The sequence below is a fragment of the Pseudomonas sp. UM16 genome (assembly GCF_050312595.1).
Classification (GTDB): domain Bacteria; phylum Pseudomonadota; class Gammaproteobacteria; order Pseudomonadales; family Pseudomonadaceae; genus Aquipseudomonas.
The window spans coordinates 77,052-91,611 of record NZ_JBNPJT010000003.1; the positions used below are offsets into that span (position 1 = coordinate 77,052).

14 protein-coding genes are annotated in these 14,560 nt (G+C 61.0%); 9 read left to right on the forward strand and 5 right to left on the reverse strand.

The annotated features are described in order from the left end of the window. The first annotated feature begins 173 nt into the window (after window positions 1-173). From ACQRAX_RS04140 to ACQRAX_RS04180, 9 genes are all read left to right on the forward strand, one after another. Window positions 174-959: an endonuclease/exonuclease/phosphatase family protein gene (locus ACQRAX_RS04140; protein WP_412039311.1), complete on the forward strand. Its 786-nt coding sequence runs from the start codon at window positions 174-176 to the stop codon at window positions 957-959. Beyond that, complete coding sequence (clsB, locus tag ACQRAX_RS04145) at window positions 956-2,158, forward strand: cardiolipin synthase ClsB (RefSeq protein ID WP_412039310.1); 1,203 nt, start codon at window positions 956-958, stop codon at window positions 2,156-2,158. Before ACQRAX_RS04140 ends, clsB begins: the two co-directional genes overlap by 4 nt. After that, entirely contained in the window at window positions 2,158-3,117 is a 960-nt protein-coding gene (locus ACQRAX_RS04150) for a lysylphosphatidylglycerol synthase domain-containing protein (protein WP_412039309.1), read from the forward strand. The genes clsB and ACQRAX_RS04150 overlap by 1 nt, the downstream gene beginning before the upstream one ends. Before the next feature lie 95 nt (window positions 3,118-3,212). Continuing rightward, the gene (gene ligD, locus ACQRAX_RS04155; protein WP_412039308.1) at window positions 3,213-5,681 is read left to right on the forward strand and encodes a DNA ligase D; all 2,469 of its coding nucleotides are present in this window, start codon (window positions 3,213-3,215) and stop codon (window positions 5,679-5,681) included. Next, window positions 5,681-5,947, forward strand: coding sequence for a hypothetical protein (locus tag ACQRAX_RS04160; RefSeq protein WP_412039307.1), 267 nt, complete (start codon window positions 5,681-5,683; stop codon window positions 5,945-5,947). Before ligD ends, ACQRAX_RS04160 begins: the two co-directional genes overlap by 1 nt. Further along, window positions 5,944-6,987 carry an acyl-CoA dehydrogenase gene (locus tag ACQRAX_RS04165; protein WP_412039306.1) on the forward strand — a complete coding sequence of 348 codons (1,044 nt, stop codon included), beginning with the start codon at window positions 5,944-5,946 and terminating at the stop codon, window positions 6,985-6,987. Before ACQRAX_RS04160 ends, ACQRAX_RS04165 begins: the two co-directional genes overlap by 4 nt. Further along, window positions 6,984-7,739 carry a PIG-L deacetylase family protein gene (locus ACQRAX_RS04170; protein WP_412039305.1) on the forward strand — a complete coding sequence of 252 codons (756 nt, stop codon included), beginning with the start codon at window positions 6,984-6,986 and terminating at the stop codon, window positions 7,737-7,739. Before ACQRAX_RS04165 ends, ACQRAX_RS04170 begins: the two co-directional genes overlap by 4 nt. Next, window positions 7,736-8,335: a class I SAM-dependent methyltransferase gene (locus tag ACQRAX_RS04175; protein ID WP_412039304.1), complete on the forward strand. Its 600-nt coding sequence runs from the start codon at window positions 7,736-7,738 to the stop codon at window positions 8,333-8,335. Before ACQRAX_RS04170 ends, ACQRAX_RS04175 begins: the two co-directional genes overlap by 4 nt. Further along, window positions 8,332-9,024, forward strand: a complete 693-nt coding sequence (locus tag ACQRAX_RS04180; protein ID WP_412039303.1) for a glycosyltransferase — start codon at window positions 8,332-8,334, stop codon at window positions 9,022-9,024. The genes ACQRAX_RS04175 and ACQRAX_RS04180 overlap by 4 nt, the downstream gene beginning before the upstream one ends. A 58-nt stretch (window positions 9,025-9,082) precedes the next feature. On the opposite strand, the gene ACQRAX_RS04185 is transcribed toward ACQRAX_RS04180, so the two are convergent. The 5 genes from ACQRAX_RS04185 to ACQRAX_RS04205 form a co-directional block, all read right to left on the reverse strand. Further along, window positions 9,083-9,910, reverse strand: coding sequence for a Ku protein (locus tag ACQRAX_RS04185; protein WP_412039302.1), 828 nt, complete (start codon window positions 9,908-9,910; stop codon window positions 9,083-9,085). A gap of 80 nt (window positions 9,911-9,990) precedes the next feature. Next, on the reverse strand, window positions 9,991-10,899 hold the full coding sequence (locus tag ACQRAX_RS04190; protein ID WP_412039301.1) for an SDR family oxidoreductase: 909 nt from the start codon (window positions 10,897-10,899) through the stop codon (window positions 9,991-9,993). A 111-nt stretch (window positions 10,900-11,010) separates the two neighbouring features. After that, window positions 11,011-12,165 carry a carboxylate-amine ligase gene (locus ACQRAX_RS04195; RefSeq protein WP_412039300.1) on the reverse strand — a complete coding sequence of 385 codons (1,155 nt, stop codon included), beginning with the start codon at window positions 12,163-12,165 and terminating at the stop codon, window positions 11,011-11,013. Beyond that, window positions 12,149-13,132 (reverse strand): methyltransferase, encoded by a 984-nt coding sequence (locus ACQRAX_RS04200; RefSeq protein WP_412039299.1) that lies wholly within the window; start codon window positions 13,130-13,132, stop codon window positions 12,149-12,151. Before ACQRAX_RS04200 ends, ACQRAX_RS04195 begins: the two co-directional genes overlap by 17 nt. Next, on the reverse strand, window positions 13,132-14,460 hold the full coding sequence (locus ACQRAX_RS04205; protein WP_412039298.1) for an iron-containing redox enzyme family protein: 1,329 nt from the start codon (window positions 14,458-14,460) through the stop codon (window positions 13,132-13,134). The genes ACQRAX_RS04200 and ACQRAX_RS04205 overlap by 1 nt, the downstream gene beginning before the upstream one ends. Window positions 14,461-14,560: the final 100 nt, after the last annotated feature.

Below are 14,560 nucleotides of genomic sequence, written 5' to 3' on the forward strand. Positions count from 1 at the left end.
CGCTATCAGGCGGTGTTTTGCGGCAAATAGACCACTATCGCGCTAAGCGGTGGAAACGTAGTGGCGGGCAAAGTTCAACGCTTTCGCCAACGTGAACACCATTCGTCATTCCTGCTGAACCGTAGCGCCGGCTATCGGTCGTTAGCGTATGGACCCATACGGTGATAGTAATTGTGACCAAGACCTCGCCAGCGCCCACCTGTGTTATCGACCGGGCCACCGCCGTGCACCGCCTGAACGTGCTGACGATCAACGTGCACAAGGGCTTCACCGCCCTCAACCGGCGCTTCATCCTGCCGGAGCTGCGCGAGGCCGTGCGCACCACCGGGGCAGACTTGGTGTTCCTCCAGGAGGTGCATGGCAGCCACACCCAGCATGCCCGGCGCCATCCAGCCTGGCCAGACGCTCCGCAGTATGAGTTTCTCGCCGACAGTATGTGGCCGCAGTTCGCGTATGGCCGTAATGCAGTTTATCCCCATGGCGATCATGGCAATGCGCTGTTGTCGAAGTTCCCGATCCTCGAATACCACAACCTGGATGTGTCGATCGACGGCAACGAACAGCGCGGCTTGTTGCACGCTCGCTTGGATGTGCCGGGGCATGATCAGGTCCATGCTATCTGCGTGCACCTGGGCCTGCGCGAAAGCCATCGCCAGCAACAGGTGCGCTTGCTGTTGAAATTACTCGATACCCTGCCGGCCGATGCTCCGGTGATTATCGCCGGGGATTTCAATGACTGGCGGCTAAAGGCCGATATCGTGCTTGGTCAACGCCTGCTCGAAGCCTTCGGCAAGATTCGTGGCGCCCTGGCACGCAGCTTTCCGGCCCGTTTGCCAGTGCTGCGCCTGGACCGTATCTACCTGCGTAACGCCTACCCCACCGACGCCCAGGTGCTGTCCAGCTGGCCATGGTCGCACCTCTCTGACCATGCTCCGCTGGCAGCGCAGGTGAACCTGTGAACAGACCCTGGGTTGATGGCAATAGTGTGCAGCTGCTGATCAACGGCGAGGATTACTACCCCCGCGTGTTCGCAGCAATTGCTCAGGCCCAAGAAGAAGTGTTGCTGGAAACCTTCATCATCTTTGATGACAAGGTGGGTCAAGCGCTGCAACAGGTGCTGATTGAAGCGGCGCAACGCGGTGTACGGGTCGAAGTGGCGGTCGATGGTTATGGCACCGCTGACTTGCCACAAACATTCATTAGCGCCATGACCGAAGTCGGTATCAGTTTTCATGTGTTCGATCCGCAGCCGCGCCTGATCGGGATGCGCACCAACCTGTTCCGCCGCCTGCACCGCAAGATTGTGGTGGTCGACGGCGAGCAGGCGTTCATCGGCGGTATCAACTATAGCGCTGACCACCTGGGTGACTATGGGCCGATGGCCAAACAAGACTATGCGGTGGAAGTGACCGGGCCGGTGGTTGCCCAACTGCATGCCTCCAGCCGCCGCCTGTTGGCGCCGGTGCTGGAGCCGCCCAGCCAGGTACGGCCACCGCGCCAGCCGACGGGTAAAGTCAGCGCTGTATTGGTTGAACGTGACAACCAGCGTCAGCGTAATGCCATCGAGGCGCAATACCTGCAGGCCTTTCGCTCGGCGCGCAAGCGTCTGGTGGTGGCCAACGCTTACTTTTTCCCTGGTTATCGCCTGCTGCGCGAGCTTCGCAATGCAGCGCGCCGGGGTGTCCAGGTCACCCTGATCCTCCAGGGGCAACCGGACATGCGTTGGGTTCGCGCCCTCTCGCGGCTGCTGTACAACTATTTGCTGCGCGACGGCGTGACCATCTATGAGTACTGCCAGCGTCCGCTGCACGGCAAGGTCGCCCTGGTTGACGACGAGTGGTCAACGGTAGGTTCGAGCAATCTCGATCCGCTGAGCCTGGCCTTCAACCTTGAGGCTAACCTGCTGATCCGCGATCGCGCCTTCAATCAGCATCTGTATGAGCATTTAAGTGAGCTCGGGGCCCAGCACTGCAAGCCGGTCACCCTGGAACGCATGGTCCATGGCTATTGGTGGCGCGCACCGTTGATTTTCATGTGTTTTCATATCATCCGGCGCTTTCCGGTGATCGCCGGCTGGTTCCCCGCCCACCGCCAGAAGTTGCAGTCACTACAGCCGGACACTGAAGCCGATGGCAGCTTCCATGAGGGCAAGACCTGATGCAGCAACAGCGCTGGCTCAGCTGGGGTAAGCGGTTGTTGACGGTGTTGTTCTTGCTGCTGATCCCCGTGCTGCTGTACTTCCTGGCTCGCAACCTGGACTGGAACGAAGTCAAACAGTCATTGCAGGCTTACAGCCCTTTGACCCTGGCCGTCGGTCTGGGGCTGGCGCTGTGCAGCTTCATCCTGTTCAGCTGCTATGACCTGCTCGGGCGTGCCTATACCGGCCATCACCTGCCGGTGCGTCAAGTACTGCCAGTGGCCTTCGTCTGTTATGCCTTCAACCTTAATTTCACCACCTGGGTCGGTGGCGTGGCCTTGCGCTATCGCCTGTACGGCCGGTTGGGCCTGGACACGGCAACCATCACCCGGATCATCAGCCTGGGCATCCTCACCAACTGGGTCGGTTACCTGGCCCTCGCGGGCACGGTATTCGCCCTGCGCCTAGTCAAATTGCCGGCCAATTGGACAGTCGGCACAACGGGTTTACAACTGATCGGCATGTTGATGATGCTACTGGCCGTCGCCTACCTGCTGGCCTGTGGTTTCGCCCGACGCCGTACCTGGCGCTGGCGCGACCATGAGATCACCCTGCCGTCGTGGCGCCTGGCGCTGATTCAGGTAGCTATGGGCGCGAGTAACTGGGCATTGATGGCGGCGCTGATCTACTGGCTGTTGCCCGATGAGCTGTTCTACCCGTCGATTCTGGGGATTTTACTGATCAGCTGTGTCGCCGGGGTGATAGCCCATGTGCCCGCAGGCCTGGGTGTACTGGAGACAGTATTCCTGGCCCTGCTGCAGGGTCAGCTTGGCCAAGGCACGCTGGTCGCGGCGCTGCTTGGCTATCGCACGCTGTACTACTTGATACCGCTGTTGTTGGCGTTGGTCGCCTATCTGGTTCTGGAAAAACGTGCCAAGGCGATGCGCCAGCAGGTCAAGCGCGATTTGCGCAAGACCTGAGCGTCTGTGGGTTTGTGGGTATCCAGTTAAATTGAACTCTCCCCCTCGCGCCGCCCTCCCACCTCTAGAGACTCGCCAATTGTCCTGGAGTCGCCATGGCCAAGCCCCTGCAGGAATACCAACGCAAGCGTGACTTCAACGCCACCTCCGAACCCATGGGCAAAGCACCCCGCGCCAAACAAGCGCATGCCTTGCAGTATTGCATCCAGAAACACGATGCCAGCCACCTGCACTACGACTTTCGCCTGGAGCTCGATGGCACCCTGAAAAGCTGGGCAATCCCCAAAGGGCCGTCGCTTGATCCAAAGGTTCGGCGTCTGGCAGTGCATGTCGAAGATCACCCGCTCGACTACGCCAGCTTCGAAGGCACCATTCCTGAAGGGCACTATGGCGCCGGCGATGTGATCGTCTGGGACCGCGGGGTCTGGCAGCCCGAGGGTGACCCCCGCCAGGCCTATGCCAAGGGCAAGCTGCGGTTTCGCCTGCAAGGCGAGAAGCTGGCTGGGGTGTGGAACCTGTTTCGTACCCGCCTGGCCGGCAAAAAAGAGCAGTGGATGCTAGTCAAATCCGAAGATAACGAAGCCCGCAGTACCGACGACTACGATATTGTCCAGGCGCAGCCCGATAGTGTGCTCAGTGAGCGTACCTTGCTCCCACGCCAAGCCACTTCATCAGCCGGCCAACGTCCTGCACGTGCCAGCGCCGCACGTAAGGCCAAGCTGCCAGAGCACTTGCATCCGCAGTTAGCGACACTGGTCGAGTCCCCACCCAGTGGCGACTGGCGCTACGAAGTGAAGTTCGATGGTTACCGCCTCCTTGCGCGTATCAAGGCTAACGAGGTACGGCTGTTCACCCGCAACGGCCACGACTGGAGCGCCAAGATGCCCCATCAGGTCGCAGCGCTGCGTACCTTGAAGCTAAAGTCGGCCTGGCTCGATGGTGAGATGGTGGTCGTCGGCGAACAGGGCGTTGCCGATTTCCAAGCGCTGCAGAACGCCTTCGACAGCAATAGTGACGAGCAAATCCGTTATTACCTGTTCGATTTGCTCTACCTCAATGGCAAGGACCTGCGCCAGTGCCCGTTGCAAGAGCGGCGTGCCCAGCTGCACGCATTGCTCGAACACAACACAGCCAGCGAACTGGAATTTTCTGCCGACTTCGACGAGCCCGTCGCGTCGCTGCTCGACAGCGCCTGCCGTATGCAGCTCGAAGGTTTGATCGGCAAACGCGTGGACAGTAGTTATGTCGGAAGACGCAGCCGCGATTGGATCAAACTCAAATGCAAGCAACGCCAGGAATTCATTATCGTCGGCTACACCGACCCGAAAGGTAGCCGCCATGCATTCGGCGCGCTGTTGCTGGCCCTGCATGATAATGACAGCGGCCAATTGCGTTACGCCGGCAAGGTCGGCACCGGCTTCAGTGCGACCACCCTCGACAGCATTCATGCCCGACTCAAGCCATTGGCCGCTGAGCGCCCTGTGTTGATCAATGCCCCCAGCGGCGCCGAGGCACGCGGCGTGCACTGGCTGCAACCGCGCCTGCTGGCCGAAGTCGCGTATGCGCAGATGACCCGTGAAGGCATTGTTCGTCATGCGGTGTTTCACGGGTTACGCGATGACAAACCTGCGACGGCGATTGACCTGGAGCGCCCTATGCCGAATAAAACCATGGCCTTGCCCGAAGACCTGGGCGAATTACGCCTGACCCATCCCGATCGCCTGATTGATCCCAGTAGCGGTGCAACCAAGCGTCAAGTCGCCGAATACTACGCCCAAGTAGCGCCGTGGATACTGCCACACCTCAAGCAGCGCCCGGTGGCCCTGGTACGCGCACCGGACGGCTTCGATGGCGAACTGTTCTTTCAGAAAAACGCCAGCAGCCTGGGTATTCCCCACCTCGTCACCTACAACAAGGACCAGGCCGGTCAAGCGGCGATGGTCATCAATCGTCCAGACACGCTGCTCGGTGCCGTGCAAATGAACATGCTCGAGCTGCACACCTGGAACGCTACCGACAAGCAATTCGACAAACCCGACCGCTTTGTTCTTGACCTCGACCCGGACCCGGCGCTGCCATGGAAAGCCATGCTGGAGGCCACGCAGCTGACCCTGACTCTGCTCGACGAACTGGGGTTGCGCACCTTTATCAAGACCAGTGGCGGTAAAGGCCTGCACTTGGTAGTGCCGCTCACCCGCCGTGCTGGTTGGGATGAAGTCAAAGACTTCAGCCACGCCATCGTCGATCACTTGGCCGGGGTGTTTCCTGATCGCCTGTCGGCGGTGTCTGGGCCAAATAACCGGGTCGGGCGGATCTTCATCGACTACCTGCGCAACAGCAAGGGCGCGACCACCGTCTGCGCCTACTCGCTGCGCGCCCGTGAGGGGCTGCCGGTGTCGCTGCCGATCTGGCGCGAGGAACTGGCGCAACTCAAAGGCGCCAACCAATGGAACCTGTTCAACCTCGGCGAACGCCTGGCACAGATTGATGACCCTTGGGCTGAATACGCCAACACCCGGCAATCAATAACCGCCGCCATGCGCAAGCAGCTGGGGCTCAGTTGATGAACCCGTGGGTCGACCTGTTGCAGTGGCCGGCGATGGTGCTCACGGTGCTTGCCGCTTGGTGCATCGGCTCGAACCAGCCTCGCCGTCGGCGCCTGGGCTTTTGCTGCTTTATCAGCAGCAATGTGTTGTGGGTGGCCTGGGGCTGGCAGATCCAGGCTTGGGCCTTGATCGTCCTGCAGTTTTGCCTGTGTGCCATGAACCTGCGGGGCTGGAAAAAAAACGCCAAGGCGGCCCAGGCCGGGCCCAAGGAGTCAATCTCATGAGCATCATTCAGGATTCCGATCTGGGCAACCTCGACCGCCTGTTGCACAGCTTCACCAAACGCCCCCAGGCGCTTAACCTCGATACCCAGCTGCCAGCGCTGATGCAGGCGCTGCAGAACGATCATCTCGACTTGCTGCCGCTACCCGGTCAAGGCCACACCTTGCAGCGCTGGCAGACGCTGGCACGGGTCGCCGGTTGCGACCTGGCCCTGGCCAAATTGTACGAAGGCCACACCGACGCCTTGGCGATCCTTTCCGAATGCTCGGCAGCGCACCTGGTCGGCAATGGCATCTGGGGCGTCTGGGCTGCCGAGCCGCCTTACGCTCGCACGCGGATCGTCTCTCGAGAGGGTCACCAGGTGCGCCTGGGAGGCCGCAAAGCCTGGTGTTCCGGGGCCCTGCAGATCGACCGGGCGCTGCTCACCGCCTGGGATGATCAAGACCAGCCGCAATTGGTCGCTATCGAGCTTTCGCACCCCAGCCAGCATATTGATATTGAGCAGTGGCAAGCCGTAGGCATGGGCATTACCACCAGTGTGGAGATAGTGTTCGATGAAGCGCCAGGCATCGCTGTCGGTCAACCCGGGCAGTACCTGGCACGTCCCGGCTTTTGGCATGGAGGGGCGGGTATCGCCGCGTGTTGGTATGGCGCGGCGCAGGCCTTGGCCGACTATTTGCGTGAACACTGTCGGCAACCTCGCCCGGACCCTCACGCCGATGCGCACCTGGGTGCGGTCGATGCGGCGTTGCTTGGCGCCCGCGCAGCCTTGCGCGAATGCGCCGCCTGGATCGATCGTCAGCCAAGCGCGGATGCCGGCTTTGAGGTCCGCCGTGTACGAGCGCAGGTGGAGCACGCTGTCGAGCAGGTCATCCGCCATGTTGGCCGTGCCCTCGGTGCCACACCGTTCTGCCGCAGCAGCCACTTTGCCCGGCTCAGCGCCGACCTGCCGGTGTTCCTGCGCCAGAGTCACGCCGAAAAAGACCTGGCAGCCTTGGGCCAACAGGTGGCGCAAGTCCCTGCTCAAGCGTGGCAGCTATGAGCAATAATCGAATTGCCGCGAATCAAGGCACACCGTGGGCGCACTGGCAGCAGTCAGCCCATCTAGCCCGCGCCAGCTGGATTAGCCCTGCGCAACTGTGCCTGCCCGGCCAACGTCTGGTGGTCGTCGCACCGCACCCTGACGATGAAATTCTTGCCTGCGGCGGGTTGCTGTGCAGCTTCCACGGTCGAGAGCACGCGTTACTGCTGATTTCGGTCACCGATGGTGAAGCCAGCCATCGGCGTTCCAGGCAATGGACCGAGCACCGCTTGCGCCATGATCGGCCGATGGAGAGCCGCCATGCGCTGCAATGCCTGGACCTGACAGTCAATGACCTCGACTGGCGCAGACTGCGACTCAAAGACAGTGCCGTGGCTCGCGATGAAGCCTACCTGGTCAATTATCTTATCCAATTGCTCACCCCGCAAGACGTGCTCCTCACCACTTGGCAGGACGACGGCCATGCCGACCATGAGGCTGTCGGCAGGGCCTGCGCCCAGGCCGCCCGGGCGCGGGGTGTGCGCCTGGTGGAAGTGCCCGTCTGGGCCTGGCACTGGGCCACAGCAGAAGACAGCCGATTGCCATGGTCACGCGCGCATCGGATTCAGCTCGACGAACAAAGCCTGGCGCGCAAACGCCGGGCGATTGCCGCGCATGCAAGCCAAACCCGCTCAGACAATGGCCAGGATGCAGTACTACCCCCAGCCTTGCTGGAGTGTCTGCTGCAACCCTTTGAACTGGTGTTCCTATGAGCCTTGATGCCGGTTACTTCGCCGACTTGTACAAAAACAACGATGACCCGTGGGCGTTCCGCAGCCGTTGGTACGAGCGTCGCAAGCGTCAGCTGCTAATGGCCAGCCTGCCGCGCCAGTATTACGCAAGGGTCTTTGAGCCGGCTTGCGCCAATGGCGAACTGAGCGCTGCGCTGGCCGAACGTTGCGCCGAACTGTGGTGTCAGGACATTGATCCGACCGCCGTTTTGCTCGCGCGCAAGCGGCTGCGCAACGCCACCCATGTGCGTGTCGATCAGGGCCATCTGCCGGGCGATTGGCCGTGTGGGCGCTTTGACTTGATCGTCCTCAGTGAGATCGGCTACTACCTGGACCCAACCCAGTGGTTACAAGTGATAGAGCAATCGCTGGCCAGCCTGGACGATAGCGGCGGCCTACTGGCCTGCCATTGGCTTCACCCCATCGCAGGCTGCCCACAAACCGGACACCAGGTGCATACGCTACTGGCCAGGCATTTACCCTTGTACCCGGTATATCGCCACGAAGAAGCGGATTTTCTCCTGGAATACTGGGCGTGCCGGCCCAGTGTCGTCGACCTCGAAGAGACCTGCGCATGATTGCCGTCATCATTCCCGCGCACAATGAAGCGCGACGCCTGGGTCGCTGCCTGTCGGCGGTCAAACGGGCTGCACGCGAGGTTGAGCAATGCGGTCAGCAGGTGCAAGTACTGGTAGTGCTCGACCGCTGCAGCGATAGCAGTCCAGCCATTGCCCAGCGCCATGGGGTGCACACCTTGCAGGTGGATGCCGGTAACGTCGGCATAGCCCGACGTCTGGGCGCGGCGTTGATGCTTGAGCGTGGCGCGAGCTGGTTGGCTTGTACTGACGCCGATAGCCGGGTACCGCCGCATTGGTTGTCGTGGCAACTGCAGTGTGCGGCGGATGCGGTGTGCGGCACCGTGCATGTCGAGCGCTGGCAAGGCTGGCAGGATGGCGAATTACGCCGGCGTTATCGCAACAGCTACCTGGCTTGCGAGAACCACCGGCATATCCATGGTGCCAACCTTGGCGTGTGCGCCCTCGCCTACCAGCGCGTAGGCGGCTTTGCCCCGTTGCCGGCCCATGAGGATGTGCACTTGGTCCATGCCCTGATGGCCAATGGCGCGCGAATTGTATGGACCGCGCAGCATAGTGTGGCAACCAGCAGCCGGGCAGATAGTCGGGCACCGGAAGGGTTCGCCAGCTATCTCAAAGGCCTGGCGCAACACACTTCACCTGATGTCGAGGAAAACGCCGTCCGACGCTAATCCCGCTCCCCCCTGCAGGAGCCAGCGTTGCTGGCGAAGCTGTCGACGCGGTATCAGCTCAGGAAGCTTTCTTGCTGGACTTCTTCGCCGCCCCACCTTTGCCCCCCAGGCTGCGCTTGAGCAGCTCAGTCAGGTCGATGATGTCCGCGCCTTTCTCTGCACCACCCTCCTTGGCCGCTTCGACCACGCTGACCTTGCCTTTACTGGCCTTCTCTGCCACCAAATCCATGATGGTCTGCTTGAATACGTTGTGGTATTCATCTGGCGCCCAGTTGCCGCTCATGTCCTCGACCAGACGTTTAGCCATTTGCAGTTCGCGTTTGTCGACCTTGGCATCGGTAACACTCGTGTCCAACTCCAGGCTCTGCAACCCTCGCACCTCCTGCGGCCAGCGCAGGGTAATCATTACCAAGGCATCTTCTAGTGGGCGCAACAGCGCCAAATGCTGCTGGGTATGCAACACCACAGTGGCCAGGGCCACCTTGCCAGCGCTCTCCAGAGTCTCGCGCAGCAGCGCATAGACCTTGCCACCCCGACGGTCCGGGCTCAGGTAATAAGGCGTATCGAAATGCTGCAAAGGAATCTCGCCAGCATCGACGAAGGAGAAAATATCGATGGTCTGGGTCGCCTCAGGGCGGGCGCTGCGAATTTCTTCTTCGCTGATGACCACGTAGCGACCCTTCTCGACTTCCACACCCTTGACGATATCTTCCTTGTTGACCTCCTTGCCGTTAACTTTGTTGATGCGCTTGTAGCCCACCGGATCCATGCTGCGCTTGTCCAACCAGTCGAAATCGATGCGTTCGCTGCGCACGGCGGTGCTGAGGCTGACGGGAATGTGCACCAGCCCGAAGCTGATCGCCCCTTTCCAGATGGCTCTGACCATGTTGTGTTCCTCACGCCCGAAAATGGTGGGCATCTACTGTCACTGACTGCTGGGCGCAGGGAAGGTTTACTGGCCCGGACCTATGGCAATGGATTACCCCCGGTAACGCCAAACACCTCGCCAGTGATATAGCTTGATTCCTGGCTCGCCAACAACACATACAGTGGCGCGCATTCGGCGGGTTGGCCTGGGCGTTTCATCGGCGTGTGCGCGCCAAAATCGGGGATTTTTTCCGGCGGTTGCCCGCCACTGGGCTGCAGCACCGTCCAGATCGGCCCTGGGGCCACCGCGTTGACCCGGATACCCCGCTCGATCACCTGTTTGGCCAAGGCCTTGGTGAAGGCCACGATGCCGGCCTTGGTCGTGGCATAGTCGAGCAACGTGGCTGAGGGTTGGTAAGACTGAATCGAGGCGGTATTGATGATGGTCGCTCCGGCCGGCATCAACGGCACTGCCGCCTGGCACAGCCAGAACATCGCGTACAGATTGGTCTTCAAGGTGGCATCGAACTGTTCACTGCTGATCTGCCCGACTTCTTTGCGCGCCACCTGCTTACCGGCGACGTTGACCAGAATATCCAGGCCGCCCAGTTGTTCATGGGCCTGATCGACCAACTGTTTGCAGAAGGTCTCGTTTTTGATATCGCCAGGCATGGCGAAGGCCTGACGGCCCTCGGCCTCAATCAGTTTGACTACTTCACGGGCGTCACTGCGCTCCACCGGGAGGTAGTTGAGGACGATATCCGCGCCTTCGCGGGCAAAGGCAATAGCCACGGCCCGGCCGATACCCGAATCGGCACCCGTGATCAGCGCCTTGCGCCCGGCCAGGCGGCCAAAGCCCCTGTAGGTCTGTTCACCGTGGTCAGGCTCCGGGTGCATCTTGGCATCGAGCCCCGGTGCAGGTTGACTCTGGGCGGGGAACGGTGGATGCGGATATTGGGTCAGCGGGTTTTGCATGCTGAATTGATCACGCGGTTTGCTGTTGGGCATGGGCCACCTCCTGAACGTGCGACACCGATGGGCGGGCACTACAGATTCGACGCCAATGGCGCCGGCTTGGTTTGCCGTAACTGAGCGGCGGGCCGACGGACGGTTTTTTGTTCATGCCAGGCCATGCACGGCTTCGCTGCTTTGATACCGCGTACCACGGGTTTCTTCCATTACGTGGTCAACCACTGCACGCAATGCCTGGCGATTACCTACAGCGCTGCGCATTGCTTGGGCATAGCAGCGCAACTGGCGGTCGGCGCTGTTACCGTCGCGCAAGATCCGCCGGGCGTGCCGCAAGGCCCGTTCGCTATCGAGCGTTGCGCAGTTCAGTTGCCCTTGCAACTGGCCGAGCCAGGCCAGAGCGTCAACCGGTTGTTGCTGATGTTGTCCGATGAACTGCCCATGGCGCCCATAGCGCAGCGCACGCCAGTAGTTCTCCTGGAGCACCCAGCGCTGCTCACGGCTCAATATTGCAGGTTGGTAGTGGTCGACCCTGAAAGACTCGACCAGACAACGGAACAGGCCGGCGATACACAGTGCATCTTCAAGCCGTGGGCAGGCGTCACAGATACGCAACTCCACCGTCGGAAAGCGTCGCGAAGGCCTGATCACCCACCACAGATCTGCGGCCTCGGGCAGTGCACCGGTACGTTGCAGCAGCGCGCGATAACGCTGATAGGCACTCCAATCGGCCAGCTGCTCAGGTAAGCCCATGTGCGGCCATTGCGCGCAGATCACCCGCCGGTAGCTCATGTATCCAGTCGCCTGGCTGCCCCAGAACGGTGAGGAGCCGCTGAGCACCAGCAACAGCGGTATCCACGGCAGCACACGGTTGATCAGTTGCATGCGATCGCAGCTCGCCGGCACCCCGACATGCACGTGCAGCCCGCTGAGCACGCTGCAGCGGGCAACGTGCTGGACATCCTCGAACACGTGTTTGTAGTGTTCACCGCTGCGTTGATGCTGAGCTTGCCAGCGCACGCTGGGATGGCTGGCGGCCCCATACAGGCCGACCCCCTCCTGCGCTAATGCCCGGTTCAAGCGCTCACGGCTTTCGCTGAAGAACGCCTGGGCTTGATGCAGGTTGGCAAACACCGGCGATGCAATTTCAATCTGGCTGCGGAACATCTCCTCGGCAAAGTAACGCCCCATTACCTCTCGGCACAGGCGGTTAACCGCCATTGAAGGGGTGGCCAGCACCGTGCCGCTGGCCAGGTTGACCAGCAAATACTCCTCTTCAATGCCGAAATCACATGGTGCGTTCATCAGCGCTGTCAGTGCCTGGGTTACAGGTCACGCTCAAAGCCACGGCAGCAATGCGCTCGACCTGGTCATAGCCAGGCTCAAGCAGTTGCTCGCCAAACACGTCGGGGTCCAGCTCGCGATAGTGCCATTGCCACTGTTGGCCTTGAAGGGTTGTGCGGCACGCCTCCAGCAAACAATCGCGGCCGTCGACGATGGCTACGCCGGTATACAGCAATAGCGTGCCGCCCGCGGACAGGCGCTGTATCGCCTGTTCGAGTATGCGCAACGACAGCGCCGCGCCCAGAGCACCGCCACCGTGACGGTAGGTGCGTTCGCGGGCATCTAGCATGTAGGGTGGATTGGCAACAATCAGGTCGAAATTGCCGCTGATGCCGTCGAGAATGTCACTGTGTTCAATGGAAAGGTTGGCGACCCCGGCGAGTGCCGCATTAATTGCCGTGTAACGCAATGCCTTAGGGTTGATGTCGACAGCCGTCACTTGTGCATGGCGCGCCGCCTGGGCAATGAGCAAGGCACCGATACCGTTGCCGCAACCTATATCCACCGCATGCTGGACCGGCTGGTAACGGTGCTGCAGATGATCGTGGATAACCTGGGCAAAACGATAGCTGTCTGGACCGAAGAACACTGCGTCCGTCTCTTGGGTGGGAAAGCCGCTGTGCAGCAAGAGCATGTCATCCAGGCTCGACCAGCGCACGTTACTGCGCAGCCACGGCCCTTCGCGGTTGAGGATCGCTGCGACTTCCATCTGTTTGAGCTGATCAGCGCACAGCAGCTGTTCGGCGAACGGGCGGTTCCAACCAAAGACATCACGTAGCGAATGTGCCTGCTGCGCCTCGGGCCGGGCATTGTTGTGTGCCTGGGTAGCCGGGGTCACGCAGGTGAACCGGTAACCATCAGCGCGCAAGCGGCGGCCCAGTTGCAACAGGGCCAGATCGGCAGCACGTTGTTCTGCGCTCAATTGCATCAGTGGGCACTCCCTTGGCCGAGGCCGGTCAGGCGGATATACGCACGTGTCGCTGCAAGACCTTCGGGCAAGGCGTGCGCGGCGCCGGCCATCTTGCTGATGAGCGCGTCAATGGCGCTTGGCGCTGGCACTTCAGGCTGCTGCTCCACTGCATCGGGCGTCGGACAGTGGCCGACTTTAGCGGCGGCGGGTGCCTGCCAGTCAGCGGCGATCCAATCGTGCAGCAATTGCTTTTCGTAGGGGCTGAACACACCGAACATGACGGCCCTGGGACCTTCGACCAACTGCCAGAAGCGACTGCCTGCCGGGTCCTGGTTGCGCTTGATCCACCCCTGATGCTCGAGTGCCTGAAGAAACGCCAGCACACTGCCCGGTAGCGCGAGCCATTGATTGACGGTACGTCCCTGCACACGGCAGTAGTCGGAATGCAAATACTGGCCGAAGCTGCGTTTGCGCTCCAACGCCGCCAACAGCTCACGCTCAAGGTCGAAGCTGGCGATCACGCTTGGCGTGTTGTCACCCAGATCATTGAGGCGATAGCCGCAGCTCAGGCGCTGATAAAAATCTTCGTCAGCGTTGCCCGGCCACAACGACTGCACAGCCTGCACGGCTTTTTGCGCATGACCGCTGGCAGGGTTGTCGATGGTCACGTGCAGGCGGAAGTAATGGCCGTCGATACCCAGCTCCGCCAGCTCATAAGCGCTGATCAACAAATGCAGGGGCAATTGTTCATAGCCGAGGTTATAGCCAAGCACCTCTGGCAGGAAATCATCGCTGTTAAAGCCCAGTGCCAGTTGCAAGGCACCTTGCAGGTAGCGCTCGTCGGCCAGTGGCACAGGCTCCAGACAGTTCAGTTGGCTGAGCAGACGCTGATAGATCAGCACATGATTGCAGGCCGCAACACCGTCGCCCAGTTCTTCAAGGTAAGTGCGGATCAGCCCGTGGTAGCGTGGGTCCTGCCAGTGTCGGAGCATGCCATACAGCCAGGCACCGTCGACTTTCTTGGTCGGTGCCACTTGCTGGAGGAAATACAACGCATGCGACCGGTTCAGGAAGTAGCGCCGAGGTTGACCATTGCGTCTGCCCTGTAAATACACAGCGTAGGCCTTGGCCACTTGGGCGGCGCGCTTGCAGCTCCAACGTGAGAGCGATTGCGCAGATGCCGGCAGGTCATCCACTCGTGTGGCGACTCGGTCCAATTGCTCCCGCAACCATTGGGCGCTGCCACGCTGGTCGCCTGACAGGAGTGAGTGGTAACGCAGCACAAGCCCTGAAGCAGCTTGCAGGTCAACGGCGGGAACCCTTACGGCAGGCGGCATGACGGTCATGGAGCAGCTCCCGGTCAATAATCTATTGCCGACGATGCGGCAACGGGCGCACTGCAGCTTGCGGGCGCCCGCCGCGGTTTGCAGCCAGAGCCAAGAACGG

Bases quoted from the DNA above. Each gene is read 5' to 3' on its own strand.
- ACQRAX_RS04150 (WP_412039309.1), top strand. From the start codon at position 2,158: ATGCAGCAACAGCGCTGGCTCAGCTGGGGTAAGCGGTTGTTGACGGTG.
- ligD (WP_412039308.1), top strand. From the start codon at position 3,213: ATGGCCAAGCCCCTGCAGGAATACCAACGCAAGCGTGACTTCAACGCC.
- ACQRAX_RS04160 (WP_412039307.1), top strand. From the start codon at position 5,681: ATGAACCCGTGGGTCGACCTGTTGCAGTGGCCGGCGATGGTGCTCACG.
- ACQRAX_RS04165 (WP_412039306.1), top strand. From the start codon at position 5,944: ATGAGCATCATTCAGGATTCCGATCTGGGCAACCTCGACCGCCTGTTG.
- ACQRAX_RS04170 (WP_412039305.1), top strand. From the start codon at position 6,984: ATGAGCAATAATCGAATTGCCGCGAATCAAGGCACACCGTGGGCGCAC.
- ACQRAX_RS04175 (WP_412039304.1), top strand. From the start codon at position 7,736: ATGAGCCTTGATGCCGGTTACTTCGCCGACTTGTACAAAAACAACGAT.
- ACQRAX_RS04180 (WP_412039303.1), top strand. From the start codon at position 8,332: ATGATTGCCGTCATCATTCCCGCGCACAATGAAGCGCGACGCCTGGGT.
- ACQRAX_RS04185 (WP_412039302.1), bottom strand. From the start codon at position 9,910: ATGGTCAGAGCCATCTGGAAAGGGGCGATCAGCTTCGGGCTGGTGCAC.
- ACQRAX_RS04190 (WP_412039301.1), bottom strand. From the start codon at position 10,899: ATGCCCAACAGCAAACCGCGTGATCAATTCAGCATGCAAAACCCGCTG.
- ACQRAX_RS04195 (WP_412039300.1), bottom strand. From the start codon at position 12,165: ATGAACGCACCATGTGATTTCGGCATTGAAGAGGAGTATTTGCTGGTC.
- ACQRAX_RS04200 (WP_412039299.1), bottom strand. From the start codon at position 13,132: ATGCAATTGAGCGCAGAACAACGTGCTGCCGATCTGGCCCTGTTGCAA.
- ACQRAX_RS04205 (WP_412039298.1), bottom strand. From the start codon at position 14,460: ATGACCGTCATGCCGCCTGCCGTAAGGGTTCCCGCCGTTGACCTGCAA.